The following is a 20,282-nucleotide window of genomic DNA, read 5'->3' as shown; positions in this document are numbered from 1 at the left end:
CTAAAAGAGAAAGACAATAAACATCTGGAGGTTAGAAAGAATGGATTATCGTAAAAAAACCGTGGTCGCTTCAGTGGCCGGGTTAACGCTAGAAGGAATGGACATTATGTTTATTTCTTTTGCGATGACAATGATTATTGCAGAATTTAACATCGATCTTGCAACAGGTGGATTGATTTCATCCATCACAAATATAGGCATGCTCTTAGGTGGGATTATTTTCGGTGTGCTCGCAGATAAGTATGGTCGAGTAAAAGTGTTCACATATACGATCATTTTGTTTGCAATCGGTACAGCCCTGACAGGAGTAGCAACCAGTATTGAACAAGTTTATGTATATAGATTTATCGCTGGACTAGGTGCTGGTGGAGAATACGGTATTGGAATGGCGCTTGTTGCTGAGGCTTGGCCAAAAAATAAACAAGGAAGAGCATCTTCCTATGTGAGTGTAGGTGCACAGTATGGGGTAATATTAGCAGCTTTATTAAGCGCCGTTATTTTACCGACATTAGGATGGAGAGCACTATTCTTTATTGGTGTATTGCCAGTGATCTTTGCCTTTATTGTACGAAAAAATCTTCATGAATCACCAGAATGGCTGGCATCGCAAAAAAATGAAAGCAACATGCAAAAAAAGGGGAAGTTGGCACAGCTATTTGTAACACCTCGTGTCACTATGACAACCCTTTCCCTAATATTAATGGCTACTGTTCAAATTGCAGGCTATAATGGTCTGATGATCTGGCTACCATCAATGCTCCAAAAATCGCAAGGCTTATCTGTTTCAAGCTCTGCATTGTGGACAATTAGTACGGCAGTCGGTATGATTATTGGCATGCTCACTTTCGGAAGATTTATGGATCGTTTTGGTGCGAAACGTGCATTTGGTATCTTTTTATTGGCTTCTGCATGTGCAGTCTTTCTCTACTCCTTTGCGACAGGAGCTGTGGCTATATTAATGGGCGGTGCCATTGTAGGATTTTTCTCTAATGGTATGTTTGCTGGCTACGGTGCATTAATTAGTAGCTTCTATCCTGTGCAAATTCGTAGTACAGCAACAAATACAATTTTTAACTTTGGCCGAGCAATAGGAGGATTTTCACCAATCTTTGTCGGCTATATTTTACAAAGTTATGATATGACAGTCGTCATGATTTACTTAGCAGCACTATATGGCATTTCCTTTATGGTCATGCTAACGCTTAAAGGCTCAACTGAAGCCTTGCAAACAGCTTAATTCTATTAATTACAAAAGAACGAATTCCACTTCACTTCTTCAAAAGGAGAGGGATTCGTTCTTTTTTATTAGTTTTTAATTATAATAAACCCTTTGAACGCTTCTCAGCGATTTCTACGAGGCGTTTTGTAATTTCTCCTCCAACGGAACCATTAGCGCGAGAAGATGCTTCTGGCCCAAGCTGAACGCCAAACTCTTGTGCAATTTCATATTTCATTTGATTCACAGCTTCTTGTACACCAGGTACTAGAAGTTTATTTGAGCTACGATTATTATTAGCCATTATTCTCACCTCCTTGCATTTAGAATGGTTGCCTACAAACTTTTCATACATTTAAAAAGAAGGAAACGCACACGCTAATTGCTAACAGCAACAACTTGTGGAAATCAAGCTAAAATGAGCAAACTGTCTGTTATAATAAAGCCTGGCTCTTTGCTAAAGAAGGTTGATTAAAAGGAGGAATTTATTAATGACGAATAATGATATTCTAATTCGTTTACGCTATGCGTTAGATATAAAAAATGTAGATATGGTGGAAATATTTAAGCTTGGTGGCATGGATTATACGAAGGAAGAAATATTAAACATGCTTCTAAAGGTTAATGATGAGGAAGATGCACCAGAACAATACATCAAATGTAATAACAAAATGTTAGAAGCCTTTTTGAATGGATTGATTACATTTAAACGTGGTCCTCAAAAGACTAAAGAAGGACAGCCAGAAGGTCCATTACCTGTCTCGGGGAAAGAAAGCCCAAATAATATGCTATTAAAAAAAGTGAAAATTGCCTTAGCTTTAACAACTGAGGACATGCTTGAAATATTATATGATGGTGGGATAAAAGTTACTAAAGGTGAATTAGGTGCGATTTTAAGAAACCCAAGTCATCGTAATTATAAAGAATGTGGCGATTCATTTGTTCGTAATTTTTTAAGAGGTTTAACATATAAATATAGAGAATAATGCGCTAATGTAGCGAGAATAAATCATAAAGTACCATTTTTTTCTTTTAAATGAGTTGACATTTTGTGACGGAATTGTGTACAATCTAGTTATCACAAAATGTTCACAAAAAAGATGAAAAATGTTCACAAATAAAGGGGTGCTTGTATGATTTATTTTGACATCTTATTAGTAGCTATTGCATGTGTTACAATGCCTTTTATTGTTGCAGTTATGTTAGATATTTTTTATGCAGAACGAAAAAAAGTTCGTTTTTCTTTACGACGTACTTCATTATGGTATATGGCTATGTTTGCTCTATCATTTATACCATCTGTATTACTGATGACACAAAACGTATAAATTATTCAAACACTTAGGGGTAAGTGGAAAAATATGCAGCTACAATATGTATTCATGTTGTAGCTGTTTTTATTTTGCTCTATAAATGAATAACTAGTAATGAAGTAGTATAAGATTATACATTTTAAAATTGGTAGCATTGACTACTTTTTCCCATTGTGTTAATTTTGGGAGGGAAAAGATAGGCAAATTTACTAAAAAGTAAAGATGCAAAGCTACAGGTCTAAGGGAATATTTACTTAGATAGCTAGGTTGCAAAAGAGTGCTAGTTGTTCCGTTAAATTCTAGTTTAAGTTCTTTTATGCCTATTTCTTTCGGAATAGGCTTTTTATTTGCAAAAACGTATAAGGAGGAAGAAAGTCATGAAGTTATGGAAAAACATCTCATTAAAAAACAAACTTTTACTGACGGTTTCCATTGTTGTGTTATTGCTTATAGCCGTCATTACTACACAAAGTATTAAAGAATTAAACAATCGTATGACAGTTGATTTGGAACAAGAATTAACAAGTGTTGGTTTGTTAACAGCTATGAATTTAGATAGTGATGAAGTGAAAGATTTATTGTCTGAAAAAGGAGAAACAAACGCGAAATTTACGAAGGTACAAAAGCAACTCGATTTGATTCAAGAACAACAGGGTATTATGAGTTGGAGTTATATTTGGGATGTGCAGGATGAAGGTGGGGTCAATCCGATTGGCTATACATCTAATTTGAATGAGGTCTATGAAGCAGGTGAAATTTTTACCGATTTAGCGAATGAGCATGTAGAAACAGCAAAATTAGCTATTCAAAATAATAGTACAGAAGTAACAGATATATTCGAGGATCCCTTTGGTTCCTGGAGAACAGTTTTCAGCCCCATTCACGATGATAAGGGACAATTGATAGCGCTCTTAGGAATTGATTACTCTGCGGACTATATCAATACCATTATTAAAGCAAGTGTTATTAAGCAAATCGTCATTGCAATTATAGGAATTTTAATTTTATTAGTTTTAGTTTACATAATTATAGATCGTTTATTAAAGCCACTTCAGAAAGTGGTAAATGTAGCAAACCAAGTAGCAAATGGAGAGCTAATAAATGTGGATTTAGATATTACTAAAGATGAAATCGGCAATTTATCAGCATCTATTCAAACAATGGTTGCCAATTTACAACATATTATTTTAAACATTAGAAATACTTCGAATCACGTTTCTTCAGCAGCGACTCAATTAACTGTCAATGCTGGTGAGACCTATAACAGCTCTACCAATATTGCGAATGATGTAAAGCAAATTACTCAAAATGCAGAAGCTTCTATGACAATGACCGAGGAAACGGCAGCTGCTATGGAGGAGACTGCAACTGGTATCCAACAAATTGCTGACTCGGCTAATACAGCAGCGGAATCTTCTATTTCAGCATCACAAGCGTCTGAACGAGGCAATCAAGTTGTGCATCAGGTTATTGCACAAATGGAATTAATTAATGAATCAGTCGAGCAAATTGGCACAACAATTAACGGCTTACATGTCAATACTAAAAAAATTAGTGACATTGTTAGCTTAATTACAGCTATTGCGGACCAAACAAATCTTTTAGCACTGAACGCAGCCATTGAAGCGGCACGAGCAGGTGAACATGGTAAGGGCTTCGCTGTTGTCGCTGATGAGGTAAGACGATTGGCTGAGCAATCCTCGCAGTCAGCAACTGAAATTTATAATTTAATTAGTTCGATTCAGGCAGATTCCAATGCATCTCTTACTGTTATGGAAAAAGGAAAAGAGGATGTAAAAGTAGGGATGACATTTACTAATGAGGTGGGAGAAATCTTTAAGGAAATTCTTACTTCCTCAGAAGAAGTAGCAAATCAAATACGTGAAATTTCTGCAGCGTCTCAGCAAATATCTGCCTCCTCGGAGGAAGTGGCTGCATCCGTTAATAACATTAAACAATCTGCAGAATTATCGGCTGATTTCTCTTCTAATGTTTCCAAATCTACACAAGAGCAGTTAACGACAATGCAAGAAGTGAAAGATGCATCCTCAGCGCTTGGACAAACAGCAGAAGAGCTTCAAGCGCTTGTGACAAAATTTAAATTGGAGAATGATCAAGATGAACATTGATTTTACAGGGAAAAATGTTTTAATAACAGGCTCTAGTAAAGGGATCGGCAAAGCCATTGCATTAGGCTTTGCTCAGCATGGGGCTAATATATTAATCAATTATATTGGAGATAAGCCTGAAGCTGAGGCAGTGCGAATGGAGGCTGAAAAGTTTGGTATTAAAGCTTTGACGTTTCATGCAGATGTTTCTAAATCTGAGGAAGTGCAAGACATGTATCAATATATGGATAAGCATTTAGGCAAAATTGATATTCTTGTGAATAATGCTGGGTTTGCACAGGCATCCAGCATTACCGATTTAACAGATGAGCAATGGGACAGAATGATTAAGGTTCATTTATATGGATGCTTCTATAATTGCCGTGAAGCTGCTAAAAGAATGAAAGAACGAGACACAGGGAAAATCATTAATATTTCTTCTGATATTGGGAGCTTAGGATGTGAAGAATTTACACATTATTCCGCCGCCAAAGGTGCTATAAATGCCTTTACAAAAGCATTAGCTAGAGAATTAGCACCAACAATTCTTGTTAATGCAGTAGCGCCAAGTGGTACGTTTACAGACATTTTAAAAGAGTTTGGGGACAACTATGTTGAGGAAGAATCTGCAAAATACCCATTAAAACGTTTAGCGCAGCCAGAGGAAATTGCCAAAAGTGTATTATTTTTAGCCTCTCAGCATGCTGATTTCTATACAGGTCAAATATTAACACCTAATGGTGGCGTTGTAATGAATGGATAATGGAAACTAAGGAGTACGAGCATGTTAAATATAATCATCTTTAGCTTATACTTAGTATTTATTTATTATATTGGCTATAAAGGGTACAAGCGTGTCAATACCGCAGAGGATTTAATTGTTGCTGGTTGGAGTATGCCTCTTTCTGTGGTCACTGGAAGTTTAGTCGCGGCTTTATTAGCTGCTCCATTCTTTTTTGCAGCAGTAGGATCAGGCTATACGAGCGGAGGCTTTGAAGGTTCAGCAACAATGGGTGGCTTAGGTACTTGTATGATACTTGGCGCACTCATTTGGACAAAGCCACTACGTCGTTTAAAGGGCTGGACATTAGCAGATTACTATGGCTTACGCTATGGTAGTAAAAAGTTAGGAGCCTATACAGGTGTCGTAATGGCCATTGCCTTTGGTGTGTTTAATGCGGCGGCATTAACAGTCGGTGGTACATATATTATTCAGCAACTATTACAAATTGACTTCATTCCTGCAGCACTTCTATTTGTATCATTAACAGCTATCTATTCAGTTATAGGTGGTTTATGGGCAGTCGCTTATACAGAAATCGTACAAGGTGCGCTTGCCATAGCAGGGATTTTAGGAATTACTATCTTTATTTTATTTTATTATCCTGATGTGACTTTTAACCCTGAGTGGTGGAATATTCATACATTGTTTGACAAGGCAGGAGCCGAGTTTTGGACGCTATATCTTGTCTTAGCACTTGGGGACATTCCAGCAGTTGATCTTGGTCAAAGGGTCGCAGCGGCGAAAAGTCCAAAAGTAGCTCAGCGCAGTATGATCATTGCGGGGACTATAGTTATTGCGATCAGCTGGATTCCAGGAATGTTGGGTGAAGCTTTCAAATCTATTTACCCTAATAGTACTAACCCAGAAACATTGATGCTTACCTTTGCACAAGGTTATTTCCCTCCGCTTTTGGCAGCTATTTTTTTAACGGCCATGGCAGCTATGGGGATGTCAACGGTAGCCGCATGCTATGTAGCGACTTCGGGAATTGTCACAAAGAACATTTATTTAGATTTTATTAATCGAAATCCTGATCCTAAAAAGCTTCTAAGATTCTCACGCTCTGTCATACTTTCAAGTGCATTGCTAGGGTTAGTGTTAGCGATAAGCTTTCAAAAGGTTATTGATTTAGCGTATTTAGCTTGGGATGTCATTTTTGTAACGATATTCTGGCCAATCGTTTTAGGACCATTTTGGAAACGTGTGAGTACACCTGCTGTTTGGGCAAGTATATCAGTTGGCTTAATCTATTACATTGTTACTTCATTGACATTTGTCCCTAGTTTAACCATCCAATCAGAAGGATTTCTTGGTCTATTAAATGAATTGTGGCAGGCACCAGTATTTTCAGGTGTTGTAATAACAGGAATTACGATTGTAGTAGTAAGCCTACTAGTGCCACCATCACAGCATGTCCTTGAGATGCACAAAATAGAAAAAGATAAAACACTAGATGACGTAGGCAGTAAAGAAGAATTAGTCGGTCGTTAATAGAGAACATGAGATCATTGAACTTTTACTGATCTCATGTTTTTTTATGTGAGAGAAATAAGTATGAAAAGATAGATTCATGAATAGATTGCTAGTATATTCAACTATTTCTCTAGCGGATTATCTTCATAAAGGCGGGATATGAATGAACATTATTTTCTTCATTTTATTAGGGATCATCTATTTTTTTCTAGCAAATGCAATTGAAGTAGCCATTATTAAGCAGCTATTTTTTTTAATCGGGCTAACGTTAGTGAGTATAGGCATTATTCGGTATATAAAAGAGCGTTATATCGAATCACAAAATTATGCAGAAATGAAGGAAGCTAGTGAAGAGGAGATGAAGGCGATTCCTCATACGCAATGCCTATTATCACAGGATGCTTTAAAGGGGTTATTGTTAAATGAACATACAAATATGCTCATCTTCGCTCAAAGGGAAGAGTTAGAGGAAGAACTTAAAATTATAGAAATTCCGTTTAGTAAAATTTATGAAGTAGCTATGATGGAGGATGAAATGTTTGTCCTCAGAACTAAAAATTACTTAATGAGTGGCTCGTTGTTAGGGGAGGAGGAGAATGTAGCAGAAGAAGAAGAGGAAGTTGAAGAGGATGATACCGTTTCACAACTATCATTAAAGTTTGTAGTCGATCATTTATCAGAGCCTATTTTAGAATATATGTTTATGGATCAGGGTGAACATCCTATTGCGAGAGATGAGGAAGAATACGAAGAAGCCATGGAATTATGTGAGAAATGGTTTCAAAAGATAAGTGTCATTATAAAACGTCATGAGCTGGAAAGAGTGCCAATTAGACATTGGCAATAAAGAAAAGATAAAAAACTATCCCAAATCCGAAAAATTGAGATAGCTTTTAACATCGTTTTTAAATTTTAAACTGTTTTAATTGGCCATTTAATTCCTCGGCTAATCCAGCGAGCTGATTAGCACTTCGAGCTATTTCATCCATAGTAGCGGCTGTTTCCTCCACAGTCGCTGTCGTTTGTTCAACCCCTGCTGCAGATTCCTGTGAAATGGAAGCCATTTCATCAATAGAAGCATTGATCGTTTCGGAACCATCCGCAAGTTGATTTAAATTATTAGAGATAGTCGTAATATTATCTATCATATCCTCTACAGCACTAGATATTTGTTCAAATGTTTCACTTGTTTGATCAAGCTGTGCTGTCCCTCTTTTGACTTCCTCATAGCCTGTCTGTAAGGCAGTAGTGACAGTACCTGTCTCACCTTGAATCCGATTGACGATTGTTGAAATATCAGTAACTGAGAATTGCACTTGTTCGGCAAGTTTGCGTACCTCATCTGCGACAACAGCGAAGCCCTTACCATGTTCACCTGCTCTCGCCGCTTCAATAGCTGCATTTAAAGCTAGTAAATTAGTTTGGTTTGAAATATCGTCTATTACAGAAACTAATTTTGAGATTTCAGCAGACTGATCATTCAAATTTTCAACCTTTTTCACGGAATCTAACATGATTTCATTAATAGCGGCCATTTGTTGTGTAGATTGAATCATTAAATTTTTGCCACTAATCGTTAAATCTTGAACTTGGCTAGAATGATCTTTTAGCTCGGTACCTTCCTGTGTTGTTTCTTGAATACTACGTTTGAACGCTGTCATTGTTTCTGCTAAATCACCCGTTGTAGAGGCTTGCGTTTCTGTGCCTGAAGCAAGCTCCTGCATAGTCACTGTAATTTGTTCAGTACCAGCCTGTACTTCATTGGAAGATTGCGCTAGCTCCTCGCTACTTGCTGCAACAGTTTCAGAAACTGTATAGATGGATTGAATGGTTTGCTTTAATTGATCATTCATATCGTTTGCTGCAGACATTAACGTTCCAATTTCATCGCGCGTTTTTACAGTTAATGGGTCAAGCTGTAAATTACCATCTGCTAGTTCCTTCATACGATTTGCCACTACCTTAATGGGCTTCGAAATCGTACTAGCTGTAACAATAGCAATTAAAATACCAATAATTGTTAGGATAGAGCTGACAATAATACCAATCGTACGATTGTTAGAGCTCGTTGTTACAACATCATTACCAACAGCTGTAATAGCTTCTTCACGGTCATTAGCGAGCTGTTCATAGCCATTACGTACGCTTGACACGAGATTTTGTGTATCCATTAAATTTTCTAAGGCTAGTTCCTTATTGCCCTGTTGATAGACATCGAATACCTCTGTCTTCACAATTTGGCTCCAATCACGTGCAAGTTCTACAGTTTTAGTGCGTTCCTCGGATGTATCATATTTGTCCAGAAGCGCGTTATTATCCTCAGCTATTTGACGATACTCATTAAACGTTTCCTTATATTTTTCATCACCAGTTAACACATAGTTTAAGGCTGCTGACAATCGGACACTCATAGAGAGTGCTAAATTGTTACTTGCATTGAGTACTACTAAATCTTCCTTTACTAAAGCCTTTGCTTGTTTCTCCATAGCTGTATTGGAAGTGTAAGTGTAAGCTGTAAAGCTAACGACTAAAACTAACAAAAGTATAAATGCACTTAAAATTTTTGCTTTAAGTGTTTTAAACTGAAAAATGCCTTTCATTTCCCCATCCCTTTACCTAACTCCATATAGAGTATTTTGATCAATAACAACTTTTATTTTATAACTATTTTGATAGATTAATAAGCCATTTGGTAATAATAATTAAAAATAGTTTTTTAGTTCAACAGTATAATTATTTTTCTTTTACGAGTAGTAAAATATGTACAGCGGCCAGAGATATGAAAAAAATTTTTATGTGAAATTTACTAATGGCAAAGAAAAAACACCTGAAGCAAAATGCCTCAAGTGTCTTGAATCATATATTTATTGTTTTTTACTCTTTGCCTGTCGCTCCCACTGAAGTAAGGAAGGATAAGGATCAAATGCCCATTCAGTTCTACCATTAAATTTGTATATGCCATAATGAAGATGGGGTGGGAATTTTCCAGATGTACCTTCTTTTCCGTAGCCAGAGCTTCCAACATAGCCGAGCACCGTGCCGGGCTCCACAATTGTACCTACTTCAATGTCCTTATGATAGCTGCCGAGGTGGGCATAATAGTGATAGGAGTTATGATTATCACGAATACCAATACGCCAGCCGCCAAATTGGTTCCAGCCTTTGACCTCAACAACCCCATAGGAGGTAGATAATACAGGTGTTCCATAATTGGCAAAAATATCGGTTCCCTCATGGATACGACGTCCGCCCCAGCCTCTATTGGCGCCCCATGTTCCTTTATAGCTGTAAGTAGAGCTGATATTAAGTGGGAAGGTATGTGCATCAAGCTCGATGGTTTTATAATGTCTGTATAAAGTGGAAATGGTAAAAATTTGATTGACCGCTTCTTCGCTGCCGTAGTACTCCCATAAGGCTAATTTAAAATCCTCATCAGTTGTTCCATATTTGGCTAAGTAACTTGCCATTGAGAAGATGACATCCTCATCGTCCTTAGGGCTAGCAATTCCATCGTTATTTCCGTCTAAGCCCATTCCTCCAAAATAGCTAATTGTTTCGGGTTTGCTGTCTTCCTTTATAGGATTTAATGCACCAGACCAATATTCATCAGAAAATTGAATGGACAAATAGCCATCTCGCTTAGGGATATCTTTTCGAACGGATTGTAGATTTCTCTCATATTGATCTATAGCAGCCAAAAAGTGCCAAGGGATGAGCAATTCATCAAATTGTACATAATAAGACATACGCTGCTGCACAATTTCTTCTTCCGTTGCCTCCTCCTTTGCAAATGAGTCGGCTGGGCAGAGTGTAATTCCTAAAAGTATGAATGTTAAAAGAAATATAAAATGACGATGCAATGATGGACCTCCTTTCTAAAGATTAGAATAACCGAAATTTTTATCTTCATTCCAGAAAGCTTTTTCCTTACGATTTAGGCCATGTTTTCACGGTTTTTTTTGCCATAAAAAAAACCATAATAAGAAGAAACTTCACTAAAGAAAAAGTAATCGGTATCATCATGTCATTTACTTCATACTATGTTATAAATCAAGCCCTGAATGGAGGGAAGGCTATTAACATTTTAGATAAAGTGAAAAGCTATCGCGAAGAAGAAAATAGGCTGAAGTGGGAAGGCACATTTGCAGATTATTTAAACATCGTTAGGGAAAGACCTGAAGTTGCACAAACAGCCCATTCACGCGTCTACAATATGATAAAAAGTGCTGGTGTAGAGGAACGCGATGGGCAAAAAATGTACAAATTTTTCGGACATGAAATTTTTGGGCTTGAAACAGCAATTGAAAGGCTGGTGGAGGAATATTTCCATCCAGCAGCACGCAGGTTAGATGTTAGAAAGCGTATTTTATTATTAATGGGACCAGTTAGTGGTGGTAAATCAACAATTGTTACTTTATTGAAACGCGGGTTAGAGCAATATTCTCGAACAGATGAGGGTGCGGTCTACGCAATTAAGGGATGTCCAATGCATGAGGACCCATTGCACTTAATTCCACATCATTTACGTAATGATTTCTTTGAGGAGTATGGCATAAGAATTGAAGGAAGTTTATCGCCTTTAAATACGATGCGTCTTGAAAAAGAATACGATGGACGTATTGAAAACGTGATGATTGAACGAATTTCTTTTTCGGAAGATAAACGCGTAGGAATAGGAACATTTACACCTTCTGATCCGAAATCGCAGGATATTGCCGATTTAACGGGAAGTATTGATTTCTCCACAATCGGTGAATTTGGTTCTGAATCCGATCCCCGTGCCTATCGCTTTGATGGGGAGCTCAATAAAGCCAATCGAGGAATGATGGAGTTCCAAGAGATGCTGAAGTTGGATGAAAAATTCTTGTGGAATTTATTATCGTTAACGCAAGAGGGAAATTTCAAAGCAGGAAGATTTGCATTAATTAGTGCGGATGAGTTAATTGTAGCTCATACAAACGAAACCGAATATCGATCCTTTATTTCTAATAAAAAGAATGAGGCATTACATTCCCGTATTATTGTTATGCCGATTCCGTATAACCTAAAGGTGAGTCAGGAAGAGCATATTTATGAAAAAATGATTAAAGAGAGTGATATGTCCCATGTTCATATTGCGCCGCATGCTTTAAAGGCCGCAGCAATCTTTTCGGTTCTTACGAGATTGGAGGTTCCGAAAAAACAAGGTGTGGATCTGATTAAGAAAATGCGCTTGTACGACGGAGAAAATGTGGAGGGATTTAATTCCGTTGACTTAGAGGAACTGAAAAAGGAGTTTCCTAATGAAGGCATGAACGGTATTGATCCGCGCTATATTATTAATCGTATTTCATCAGCAATTATCCGCAAAGAGGTGCCATCTATTAATGCATTAGATGTTTTACGAGCTTTGAAGGATGGATTGGATCAGCATGCTTCCATTTCTCAGGAGGATCGTGAGAAATACATGAACTACATTGCGGTTGCCCGCAAAGAGTACGATGAAATTGCAAAGAATGAAGTACAGAAGGCTTTTGTATACTCCTATGAAGAATCAGCGAAAACATTGATGAACAATTACCTCGATAATGTAGAGGCGTTTTGTAATAAAAATAAATTATTTGATCCGCTCACTGGGGAAGAAATGAACCCAGACGAAAAATTAATGCGTTCGATTGAGGAGCAAATTGGCATTTCGGAAAATGCTAAAAAGGCATTTCGTGAGGAGATTCTCATTCGTATTTCTGCCTATGCACGAAAAGGCAAACGTTTTGACTATAATTCTCACGAAAGATTACGAGAGGCCATTCAAAAAAAATTATTTGCCGATTTGAAAGATGTAGTGAAAATTACAACTTCATCAAAAATGCCGGATGAATCGCAGCTCAAGAAAATTAATGAGGTAGTCGCGAGACTTGTGGATGAGCATGGTTATAATACAACATCTGCAAACGAGTTGCTGCAATATGTAGGAAGCCTGTTGAATCGATAAATAACTTTTATTGTTCCAAGTCAGATAGGAGTGTCCCAATTCAGGGCACTCCTTTTACTATCAAAATGAGGGATTTTTACGCAATGCACTATGGAATTTATAAAAAACGTGCAAGAAAGTGTTTCTCAAGCATAGTATAGAAAAAGCGAATTTGAGATAGATGGGTGAGGATAAAAATGACTGAACACGAAAATAAAGGATTTGTTATCTCTCAGGAAAATTGGTCCCTCCATCGTAAAGGACATCAGGACCAACAACGACATATGGAAAAAGTGAAAGATGCCATTAAGAACAATTTACCTGATTTAGTTAGTGAAGAAAGTATTGTCATGTCTAATGGTCGAGAGGTTATTAAAATACCTATACGCTCACTGGATGAATTTAAAATTCGATATAACTATGATAATTCTAAGCATGTAGGGCAAGGGCAAGGAGATAGTAATATTGGTGATGTAGTGGCACGAGATGGTAGTAAGGCCAATCAAGCTCAAGGAAAAGGAAAAGAGGCAGGTGACAAGCCTGGCCAAGATTATTATGAAGCGGAAGTCAGTATTGAAGAAATTCAAAATGTCTTATTCCGCGAGTTGGAGCTACCTAATTTGCAGCAGAAGGAAAAGGCAGAAATCGTCACTGAAAAAATAGATTTCAATGATATTCGCAAAAAAGGGCTAATGGGCAATGTGGATAAAAAGCGCACCATTTTAAATGCATTAAAACGCAATGCAATGCAAGGAAAAGCTGAAATTACACCTATTCATAATGATGATTTACGTTTCAAAACTTGGGATGAAGTGGTAAAACCAGAATCAAAAGCGGTAGTGCTTGCCATGATGGATACGAGTGGCTCGATGGGAGCATTTGAAAAGTATTGTGCTCGCAGTTTCTTCTTTTGGATGACAAAGTTTTTACGTTCCAAATATGGAACGGTTGAAATTGAATTCATTGCCCATCATACAGAAGCAAAGGTAGTGACAGAAGAGGAGTTTTTCACAAAGGGAGAAAGTGGAGGAACTATTTGTTCTTCGGCTTACAAAAAAGCACTGGAATTGATTGAGGAAAAATACTCTCCATCCCGTTACAATATTTATCCTGTTCATTTTTCAGATGGTGAAAATATTTCAATGGATAATGAAAAGTGCTTGAAGTTAGTGGCAGAATTGATGAACGTATCCAGTATGTTTGGATATGGAGAAGTCAATCAGCATAATCGTTTCTCGACACTTATGTATACCTATAAAAAAATTGATGATCCGAAATTTAGACATCATATTTTGAGAAAAAAAGGCGATGTCTATGATGCTTTAAAGAGCTTTTTTAAGAAAAATGAGGAGTAATATGGAAGTTTGATTAGTATCAACGTTCAAGGGAGGGGGCGTAAAATGGACACAAAAGAGCTTCATCGAGCAATAGATGAAATTACCGAAATTGCCTCAGGCTTTGGCTTAGATTTTTATCCGATGCGCTATGAAATTTGTCCAGCGGATATTATTTATACATTTGGCGCTTATGGAATGCCTACTCGTTTTTCCCATTGGAGCTTTGGAAAGCAATTTCATAAAATGAAGCTTCAATATGATTTAGGGCTTAGTCAAATTTATGAGCTCGTTATTAATTCTAATCCATGCTATGCATTTTTACTTGATACGAATACGTTAACACAAAATAAATTGATTATCGCCCATGTTTTAGCACACTGCGATTTCTTTAAAAATAATGTACGCTTTTCCAACACAAGAAGAGATATGGTAGAGAGCATGACAGCTACGGCTGAACGAATTGCCGGCTATGAAAGAGAATATGGTAAGGATGAGGTGGAACAGTTTTTGGATGCCGTTTTAGCGATTCAGGAACATATTGATCCATCTATATTGAGACCAAAGCTATCTTGGAGTGAGGAAGATGAGCTAGAGGAAGAAAAAGCCCCGATAAAATCACCGTACGATGATTTATGGAGCTTAGAGGAAAAAGATAAAGTGTATAAACCAATCAGACGGAGATTAAAGCAGTTCCCACCAAAACCCGAAAAAGATCTTTTATTATTTTTAGAAGAACATAGTCGAGAGTTGGAAGATTGGCAACGAGATATATTAACAATGATGCGTGAAGAAATGCTCTATTTTTGGCCGCAGTTAGAAACGAAAATAATGAATGAGGGCTGGGCATCTTTTTGGCATCAACGAATTATGCGGGAGTTGAATCTAACAACTCCAGAAACCATTGAATATGCCAAGTTAAATGCTGGAGTTGTGCAACCCTCTAAAACGTCGATTAATCCATATTACCTTGGCATTAAAATTTTTGAGGATATTGAAAATCGTTATAACAATCCGACTGAGGAGATGAAGCGGTTAGGTGTACAGCCGAACACGGGACGGGAAAAAATATTTGAAGTAAGAGAGGTTGAGTCAGATATTTCCTTTATCCGTAATTATTTATCAAAAGACTTAGCGAAACGTGAGGATTTATATTTATTTCAAAAGAAAGGTAATGAGTATCGGATTACCGACAAAGATTATGAGATGGTTCGAGATCAGCTTGTTTCCATGCGAGTAAATGGTGGATTCCCTTATATTTTAGTAAAAAACGGAGATTATTTACGGAACGGAGAACTCTATTTAATGCATGGCTATGAAGGAATGGAGCTAGATCCGCACTATTTAGAAAATGTTTTACCCTATATATATCAGCTGTGGGGCCGTCCTGTGCATTTAGAGACCTATGTGGATGGTAAACCAATGTTATATTCTTATGATGGTACTAAAAACTATAAACGTAATGTTTAATAAAAAACTTCTATCTGTTGAGTGTGACAATGAACAGATAGAAGTTTTTAATTCTATTCCTCTGTTTCTTCTGTTAAATCATTGTCCTCTTCATGGCTTTCACTATGATTAGAGGAGGAATGAATATCGCTATCAATGACTAAGCTATCCCTTACCTTAATACCTTGCTGTCCACCAGCTTCGTCGTTATTATTACCCGCTATACCGCTACGGCCATTACCATCTGCGAACTGAGAATTTACATTCCGTGTGTGACTGCCATCACTAGCATTTTGACCACCTTGATTGGCATTAGTCCCCACATCCTCATTGATTTGACCTCCGCCTTCAGCGCGTTGCTCAAAATGGAAGTCCGTATTTCCTATATTGAAAGTAAAATTGAATGTAATATGGTTTCTAGCATGTTTTTCAGTAGAATTGTTTTCAGGTTCCTCAGGGTCATTAAATTTTCTAGAATTGAAACTTTGCATCGTTTGACCTCCTTTCATCTATTAATACTAATACTAATAAGATATTACAGTTTTTAAAGTCCGTTTGTACGTGTAGCCATATCAACTAGAGAGAAGCACATGAATTTTGCTATCTATCCTATAAATTTGTTAAAATGAATGGGATTTGAATATCTAGGGAACTGGAACGGTGAAGGAAAGTTGAAAACATTTAAAAAGGTTTATATAGAAATAACGAGTGTTTGTAATTTAGCATGTAGTTTTTGTCCACCTACTGCACGAGCAAAGGGACTCATAAAAGTAGAGCAATTTAATAAAATATTAGACGAAATCCGACCCCACACTAAATATATTTATTTGCATGTAAAGGGAGAGCCTCTTTTACATCCACGAATAGATCAATTGTTGGATGCGGCTCATGCGAAAGGGTTTAAGGTTAATATTACAACGAATGGTACGCTAATTAAGAAAAACCGTGAAAAAATATTAGGAAAACCAGCATTACGTCAAATAAACTTTTCTCTACATAGCTTTGATGGGCATGAGGGTTCTGAAAACAGAGAAAAATATTTAGGCGATATTTTAGATTTTGTACGGGAGTCTAGAGAATACAAAACGATTATTTCCTACCGTTTATGGAATTTGCAAAAAGACCATGTTTCAGATGTTGCAGCACGTCGCAACCGTGAAACATTAGAAATACTAGAAAATGAGTATAATCTTGATTTTCGCATCGAAGAAAAAGTAGAGCCTGGTAAGGGTGTGAAAATTGGCCCCAATATTTATTTGAATCAGGATCATGAATTTAGATGGCCAAGCTTACTGGAGCCAGAAGATGAAGGTAAAGGCTTTTGTCACGCACTTCGGAGTCAGGCTGCAATTCTTGTAGATGGTACCGTGGTACCTTGCTGTTTAGATGGCGAAGGGGTCATTAATTTAGGTAATGTTCATGAAAAATCCTTCGCAGAAATAGTGGATGGGGAACGTGCAACTAATATAATCGATGGCTTTTCAAGAAGAGAGGCTGTTGAAGAGCTTTGTAGAAAATGTGGCTATCGTCAAAAGTTTGGTATGTAATTATGTATATGAAAAGAAACAGCTCCAATGTCATTGACCATTGGGGCTGTTTTTCTTTGACTGTGAATCAATCGTATCTAAAAAATCCTTTGTAATCCGAACGACATATTTAACCTCATCTAAATTGCGTTCTCTTAATAATGATCGATGAATGTCTAGCATAAGGTTCTTTTCCTCAATATCAGTAACGCCAGATAATTTTTGAAAATTAAAAAGCTCCTCAGGAGGGATGTCTAGTGCCTTCATAAGTGTTTCTAATGTACTCAAGGTTATATTAGATTGTCCGTGTTCAATATTGGAAACTCTCCCTTTACTGAACCCCAATTTCCCTGTTCTTTCGGCCACTTCTTCCTGGCTTAGCCCCTTAGATAATCTAATAATACGGAGTTGTTCACCTACTAGCTTTAAAAAATCTGACATATGATTCACCTCTATGTTAAAAGCTAGTGAAAAATAGTGGAATTGACTATACTATTATAGTGGTATAATAGAGAAAATGTTACATTAAAATGGTACAATTTTAGAGTATCAACTTTCCTTAACCAAATGGCCTAATGGAAGCTATAAGGATTATATTGAAAGTGAACTTTATAGGGCGGTTTACAAAGTAGGATGTAGGATTGGAGGATGAAAGCAAGGTGAAATATTTGTTAGAAGAGATAGCAAAAATAAAAATTGGGAAGGTGGTCACGAGTAAAAAACGTTTTGCTATGGATGGTATTCCTTATATAACAGAAGAAGCGCTAAGGAAATTATCGTTGGAAGATAATACTAGTCTTTTACCAAAGGTTGATAGTACTTTGAAAGAACCATTTTCTTTTTCACTGGTGCCCGCTCAAAGTATCCTTCTAAATAAAATGAATTTAAAGGAAGCGTATATATATCAATGTAAAACTGATGTATGTATTAGCCATGATATCATGGCAATCATACCGAAAGAATCGATACTAATCGGTGACTATTTATTTCATTTTATGAAATGGTATCAGAACAATAAAGAGAGATGTAATGTCTATAGTTTAATGATTGATTTACCTTCTATAGCCATTCAGCATAATGTCGTTCAATTAATAAATGCTGTTGAACAATTATTAAAAAATAAGGGTTCACTAGTCACTGCGGTGAATGAACTACCCAAATATTTTGATAATATTTCTAGACAAGTAAAACAGCATTCCGACAGCTTACACGAAGGATTTGAGCAATTGAATGATCAATATATCGCTATGCTAGACCATATTTTTAATGGTGATTTTTTGAATGATTTTCAAGAGTATCATGTTTTTCAGAGTATATGTAGCGAATAATATAAAGCAGTCGGTGCGTAATGGATTTGAAAGTCCATGCACCGACTGCTTAAATTTCAATAATAATGGGTAAAATCATAGGTTTCCGTTTTGTTTGTGTAAATAAATATTGACCTACAGCTTTTTTTATTTCTCGTCTTAAGACATGTATTTGCCTACTTTCTTGCTGCAATTCCATGATGATTTCTTTGGTCAGGACATTCACTTTATTTAATAGCTCCTCAAAATCTTTTGCATACACAAAGCCACGAGAAATAGTATCAGGCTCTGAAATGATAGCACCGTCTGCTTTGCTAAGGGTTAAGACAATAACCAACATCCCATCCTCAGAAAGTTGCTTGCGATCACGCAGGACAATGCCTTCTACTTCACCTATGCCGATTCCATCCACATACGTATCCCCTGATGGGACTTTGCGTGTTTGTCGCGCCACCGCATTTTCAATATCAACAACATCTCCATTTTTCATAATAAACGTATGGCCCTTTTGAACACCAACAGCCTCAGCTAATAAACGGTGCTGATGCAACATACGGAATTCGCCATGAATAGGAATAAAAAATTGTGGTTTCATAAACGTCAGCATAAGCTTTAAGTCTTCCTGATAGCCATGTCCTGAAACATGCATTCCCGTATGACTGGAAGAACCATATATGACTTTTGCGCCAAGCTGAAATAAATGATCCACGATGCGAGAAACTCCTTTTTCATTGCCTGGAATAGGAGACGCTGCAAGAATAACCATATCATCAGGTAAAACCTTTACTTCCCGATGATTACCATTTGCTAAACGAGCGAGTGCTGCTAACGGCTCTCCTTGACTGCCTGTGCATAGTACTACAACCTCTTCAGGGGGAAGGTATTTGACTTCACGCGCATCTATTAACAGATCATCTGGAACAAATAAATACCCTCGTTCAATAGCGACATCTACAACATTTACCATGCTACGACCTAATAAAGCTAGCTTTCGATTAGCGGCAATGGTTGCATGCACAATTTGTTGAATACGATTAACATTTGAGGCAAAGGTTGAGATGATAATTTTACGCTCAGCATGGAAAAAGGCCTCCTCAATATGATGCCCAACAAGTTGCTCAGAGGGGGTTAAGCCTGGACGTTCGGCATTTGTACTTTCTGATATTAGAACGAGCACTCCATTTGATCCGATTTTCGCCATTTTATGAATGTCTGCGAATTGGTTATTCACAGGTGTTAAGTCGAATTTGAAATCGCCAGTATGCACTACATTTCCTTCAGGAGTGGCAAGGACGATTCCTAAGCAATCGGGTATGCTATGGTTAGTTCTAAAGAAGCTTACATCAATTTCTCCTAAATGAAGTGCTGAATCAGCATGAATTTCAATTAAATCAGTCTCTCTGAGCAGCTTATGTTCTTTTAGCTTCAATTCGATCAGCCCTAAAGTAAAGCGAGTAGCATAAACAGGAACGTTTAATTTTTTTAATAGATATGGAATACCACCAATGTGATCTTCATGTCCATGTGTCACAATTAAAGCCTTAACTTTTTCTTTATTTTCAAGCAAGTAGGTAATATCAGGAATTATCAAATCAATACCGAGCAAGGTCTCATCTGGAAATTTCGCTCCGCAATCAATAAGAATCATATCATCTGCATATTGAACTACATACATATTCTTGCCAATTTCATTAATGCCACCTAAGGCAAAAATTGATAATAACTGTTTCTTTGTGGACAAAATACTCCCTCCTAAAGTTGTAACTCCATCTAATAATTACTTTAGCCATTGGTAGTATAGCTATTAGTGTTTCATCCTATA

The 20,282-nt window shown here is 37.0% G+C and carries 18 protein-coding genes and 1 riboswitch; of the genes, 12 read left to right on the top strand and 6 right to left on the bottom strand.

Going from position 1 to position 20,282, the window contains the following annotated elements; genetic code table 11:
• Positions 1–40: 40 nt before the first annotated feature.
• A complete protein-coding gene (locus ACE1MS_RS19665; protein ID WP_012292042.1) occupies positions 41–1,237 on the top strand; it encodes an MFS transporter in 1,197 nt (398 codons plus the stop codon).
• Positions 1,238–1,316: 79 nt separating this feature from the next.
• On the opposite strand, the gene ACE1MS_RS19660 is transcribed toward ACE1MS_RS19665, so the two are convergent.
• Positions 1,317–1,520: an alpha/beta-type small acid-soluble spore protein gene (locus ACE1MS_RS19660; protein WP_008173624.1), complete on the bottom strand. Its 204-nt coding sequence runs from the start codon at positions 1,518–1,520 to the stop codon at positions 1,317–1,319.
• A gap of 187 nt (positions 1,521–1,707) precedes the next feature.
• On the opposite strand from ACE1MS_RS19660, the gene ACE1MS_RS19655 reads away from it, so the two are divergent.
• The 6 genes from ACE1MS_RS19655 (at position 1,708) to ACE1MS_RS19630 (ending at position 7,741) form a co-directional block, all read left to right on the top strand.
• Positions 1,708–2,202, top strand: coding sequence for a YehS family protein (locus ACE1MS_RS19655; RefSeq protein WP_031416827.1), 495 nt, complete (start codon positions 1,708–1,710; stop codon positions 2,200–2,202).
• A 147-nt stretch (positions 2,203–2,349) separates the two neighbouring features.
• Complete coding sequence (locus ACE1MS_RS19650) at positions 2,350–2,544, top strand: hypothetical protein (RefSeq protein WP_012292043.1); 195 nt, start codon at positions 2,350–2,352, stop codon at positions 2,542–2,544.
• Between the two features lie 174 nt (positions 2,545–2,718).
• Positions 2,719–2,804: riboswitch (cyclic di-GMP riboswitch) on the top strand.
• A gap of 102 nt (positions 2,805–2,906) precedes the next feature.
• Entirely contained in the window at positions 2,907–4,658 is a 1,752-nt protein-coding gene (locus ACE1MS_RS19645) for a methyl-accepting chemotaxis protein (RefSeq protein ID WP_036216600.1), read from the top strand.
• On the top strand, positions 4,648–5,400 hold the full coding sequence (locus ACE1MS_RS19640; RefSeq protein WP_031416830.1) for an SDR family NAD(P)-dependent oxidoreductase: 753 nt from the start codon (positions 4,648–4,650) through the stop codon (positions 5,398–5,400). Before ACE1MS_RS19645 ends, ACE1MS_RS19640 begins: the two co-directional genes overlap by 11 nt.
• A 21-nt stretch (positions 5,401–5,421) precedes the next feature.
• Positions 5,422–6,912 (top strand): sodium:solute symporter family protein, encoded by a 1,491-nt coding sequence (locus ACE1MS_RS19635; RefSeq protein ID WP_012292047.1) that lies wholly within the window; start codon positions 5,422–5,424, stop codon positions 6,910–6,912.
• Positions 6,913–7,057: 145 nt separating this feature from the next.
• Entirely contained in the window at positions 7,058–7,741 is a 684-nt protein-coding gene (locus ACE1MS_RS19630) for a hypothetical protein (protein WP_036165342.1), read from the top strand.
• A 58-nt stretch (positions 7,742–7,799) separates the two neighbouring features.
• On the opposite strand, the gene ACE1MS_RS19625 is transcribed toward ACE1MS_RS19630, so the two are convergent.
• Together ACE1MS_RS19625 and ACE1MS_RS19620 are read right to left on the bottom strand one after the other, a co-directional pair.
• The gene (locus ACE1MS_RS19625) at positions 7,800–9,494 is read right to left on the bottom strand and encodes a methyl-accepting chemotaxis protein (RefSeq protein ID WP_036216548.1); all 1,695 of its coding nucleotides are present in this window, start codon (positions 9,492–9,494) and stop codon (positions 7,800–7,802) included.
• Between the two features lie 264 nt (positions 9,495–9,758).
• Positions 9,759–10,754, bottom strand: coding sequence for a M23 family metallopeptidase (locus ACE1MS_RS19620; RefSeq protein WP_012292050.1), 996 nt, complete (start codon positions 10,752–10,754; stop codon positions 9,759–9,761).
• Between the two features lie 215 nt (positions 10,755–10,969).
• Between ACE1MS_RS19620 and ACE1MS_RS19615 the strand changes: the two genes are divergently transcribed.
• From ACE1MS_RS19615 to ACE1MS_RS19605, 3 genes are all read left to right on the top strand, one after another.
• On the top strand, positions 10,970–12,865 hold the full coding sequence (locus ACE1MS_RS19615; protein WP_031416834.1) for a PrkA family serine protein kinase: 1,896 nt from the start codon (positions 10,970–10,972) through the stop codon (positions 12,863–12,865).
• A gap of 176 nt (positions 12,866–13,041) precedes the next feature.
• Positions 13,042–14,199: a sporulation protein YhbH gene (yhbH, locus tag ACE1MS_RS19610; RefSeq protein ID WP_012292052.1), complete on the top strand. Its 1,158-nt coding sequence runs from the start codon at positions 13,042–13,044 to the stop codon at positions 14,197–14,199.
• 45 nt (positions 14,200–14,244) lie between these two features.
• On the top strand, positions 14,245–15,648 hold the full coding sequence (locus ACE1MS_RS19605; RefSeq protein ID WP_012292053.1) for a SpoVR family protein: 1,404 nt from the start codon (positions 14,245–14,247) through the stop codon (positions 15,646–15,648).
• 53 nt (positions 15,649–15,701) lie between these two features.
• On the opposite strand, the gene ACE1MS_RS19600 is transcribed toward ACE1MS_RS19605, so the two are convergent.
• Positions 15,702–16,118: a hypothetical protein gene (locus ACE1MS_RS19600; RefSeq protein ID WP_031416835.1), complete on the bottom strand. Its 417-nt coding sequence runs from the start codon at positions 16,116–16,118 to the stop codon at positions 15,702–15,704.
• A 180-nt stretch (positions 16,119–16,298) separates the two neighbouring features.
• Here ACE1MS_RS19600 and ACE1MS_RS19595 point away from each other — a divergent pair, with 180 nt between their 5' ends.
• Positions 16,299–17,174 (top strand): radical SAM/SPASM domain-containing protein, encoded by an 876-nt coding sequence (locus tag ACE1MS_RS19595; RefSeq protein ID WP_031416837.1) that lies wholly within the window; start codon positions 16,299–16,301, stop codon positions 17,172–17,174.
• A gap of 30 nt (positions 17,175–17,204) precedes the next feature.
• Here the strand turns inward: ACE1MS_RS19595 and ACE1MS_RS19590 are convergent, their stop codons facing one another.
• The gene (locus ACE1MS_RS19590) at positions 17,205–17,594 is read right to left on the bottom strand and encodes a helix-turn-helix domain-containing protein (RefSeq protein ID WP_031416838.1); all 390 of its coding nucleotides are present in this window, start codon (positions 17,592–17,594) and stop codon (positions 17,205–17,207) included.
• 200 nt (positions 17,595–17,794) lie between these two features.
• Between ACE1MS_RS19590 and ACE1MS_RS19585 the strand changes: the two genes are divergently transcribed.
• Positions 17,795–18,481, top strand: a complete 687-nt coding sequence (locus ACE1MS_RS19585) for a hypothetical protein (protein WP_036216554.1) — start codon at positions 17,795–17,797, stop codon at positions 18,479–18,481.
• A gap of 49 nt (positions 18,482–18,530) precedes the next feature.
• Here the strand turns inward: ACE1MS_RS19585 and ACE1MS_RS19580 are convergent, their stop codons facing one another.
• Entirely contained in the window at positions 18,531–20,201 is a 1,671-nt protein-coding gene (locus ACE1MS_RS19580) for a ribonuclease J (protein ID WP_447402574.1), read from the bottom strand.
• Positions 20,202–20,282: the final 81 nt, after the last annotated feature.

It is taken from the genome of Lysinibacillus sp. fkY74-1, from assembly GCF_053165895.1.
Note: the sequence above shows the minus strand (reverse complement) of the source record. Positions and strands in the feature narration are given on the sequence as shown.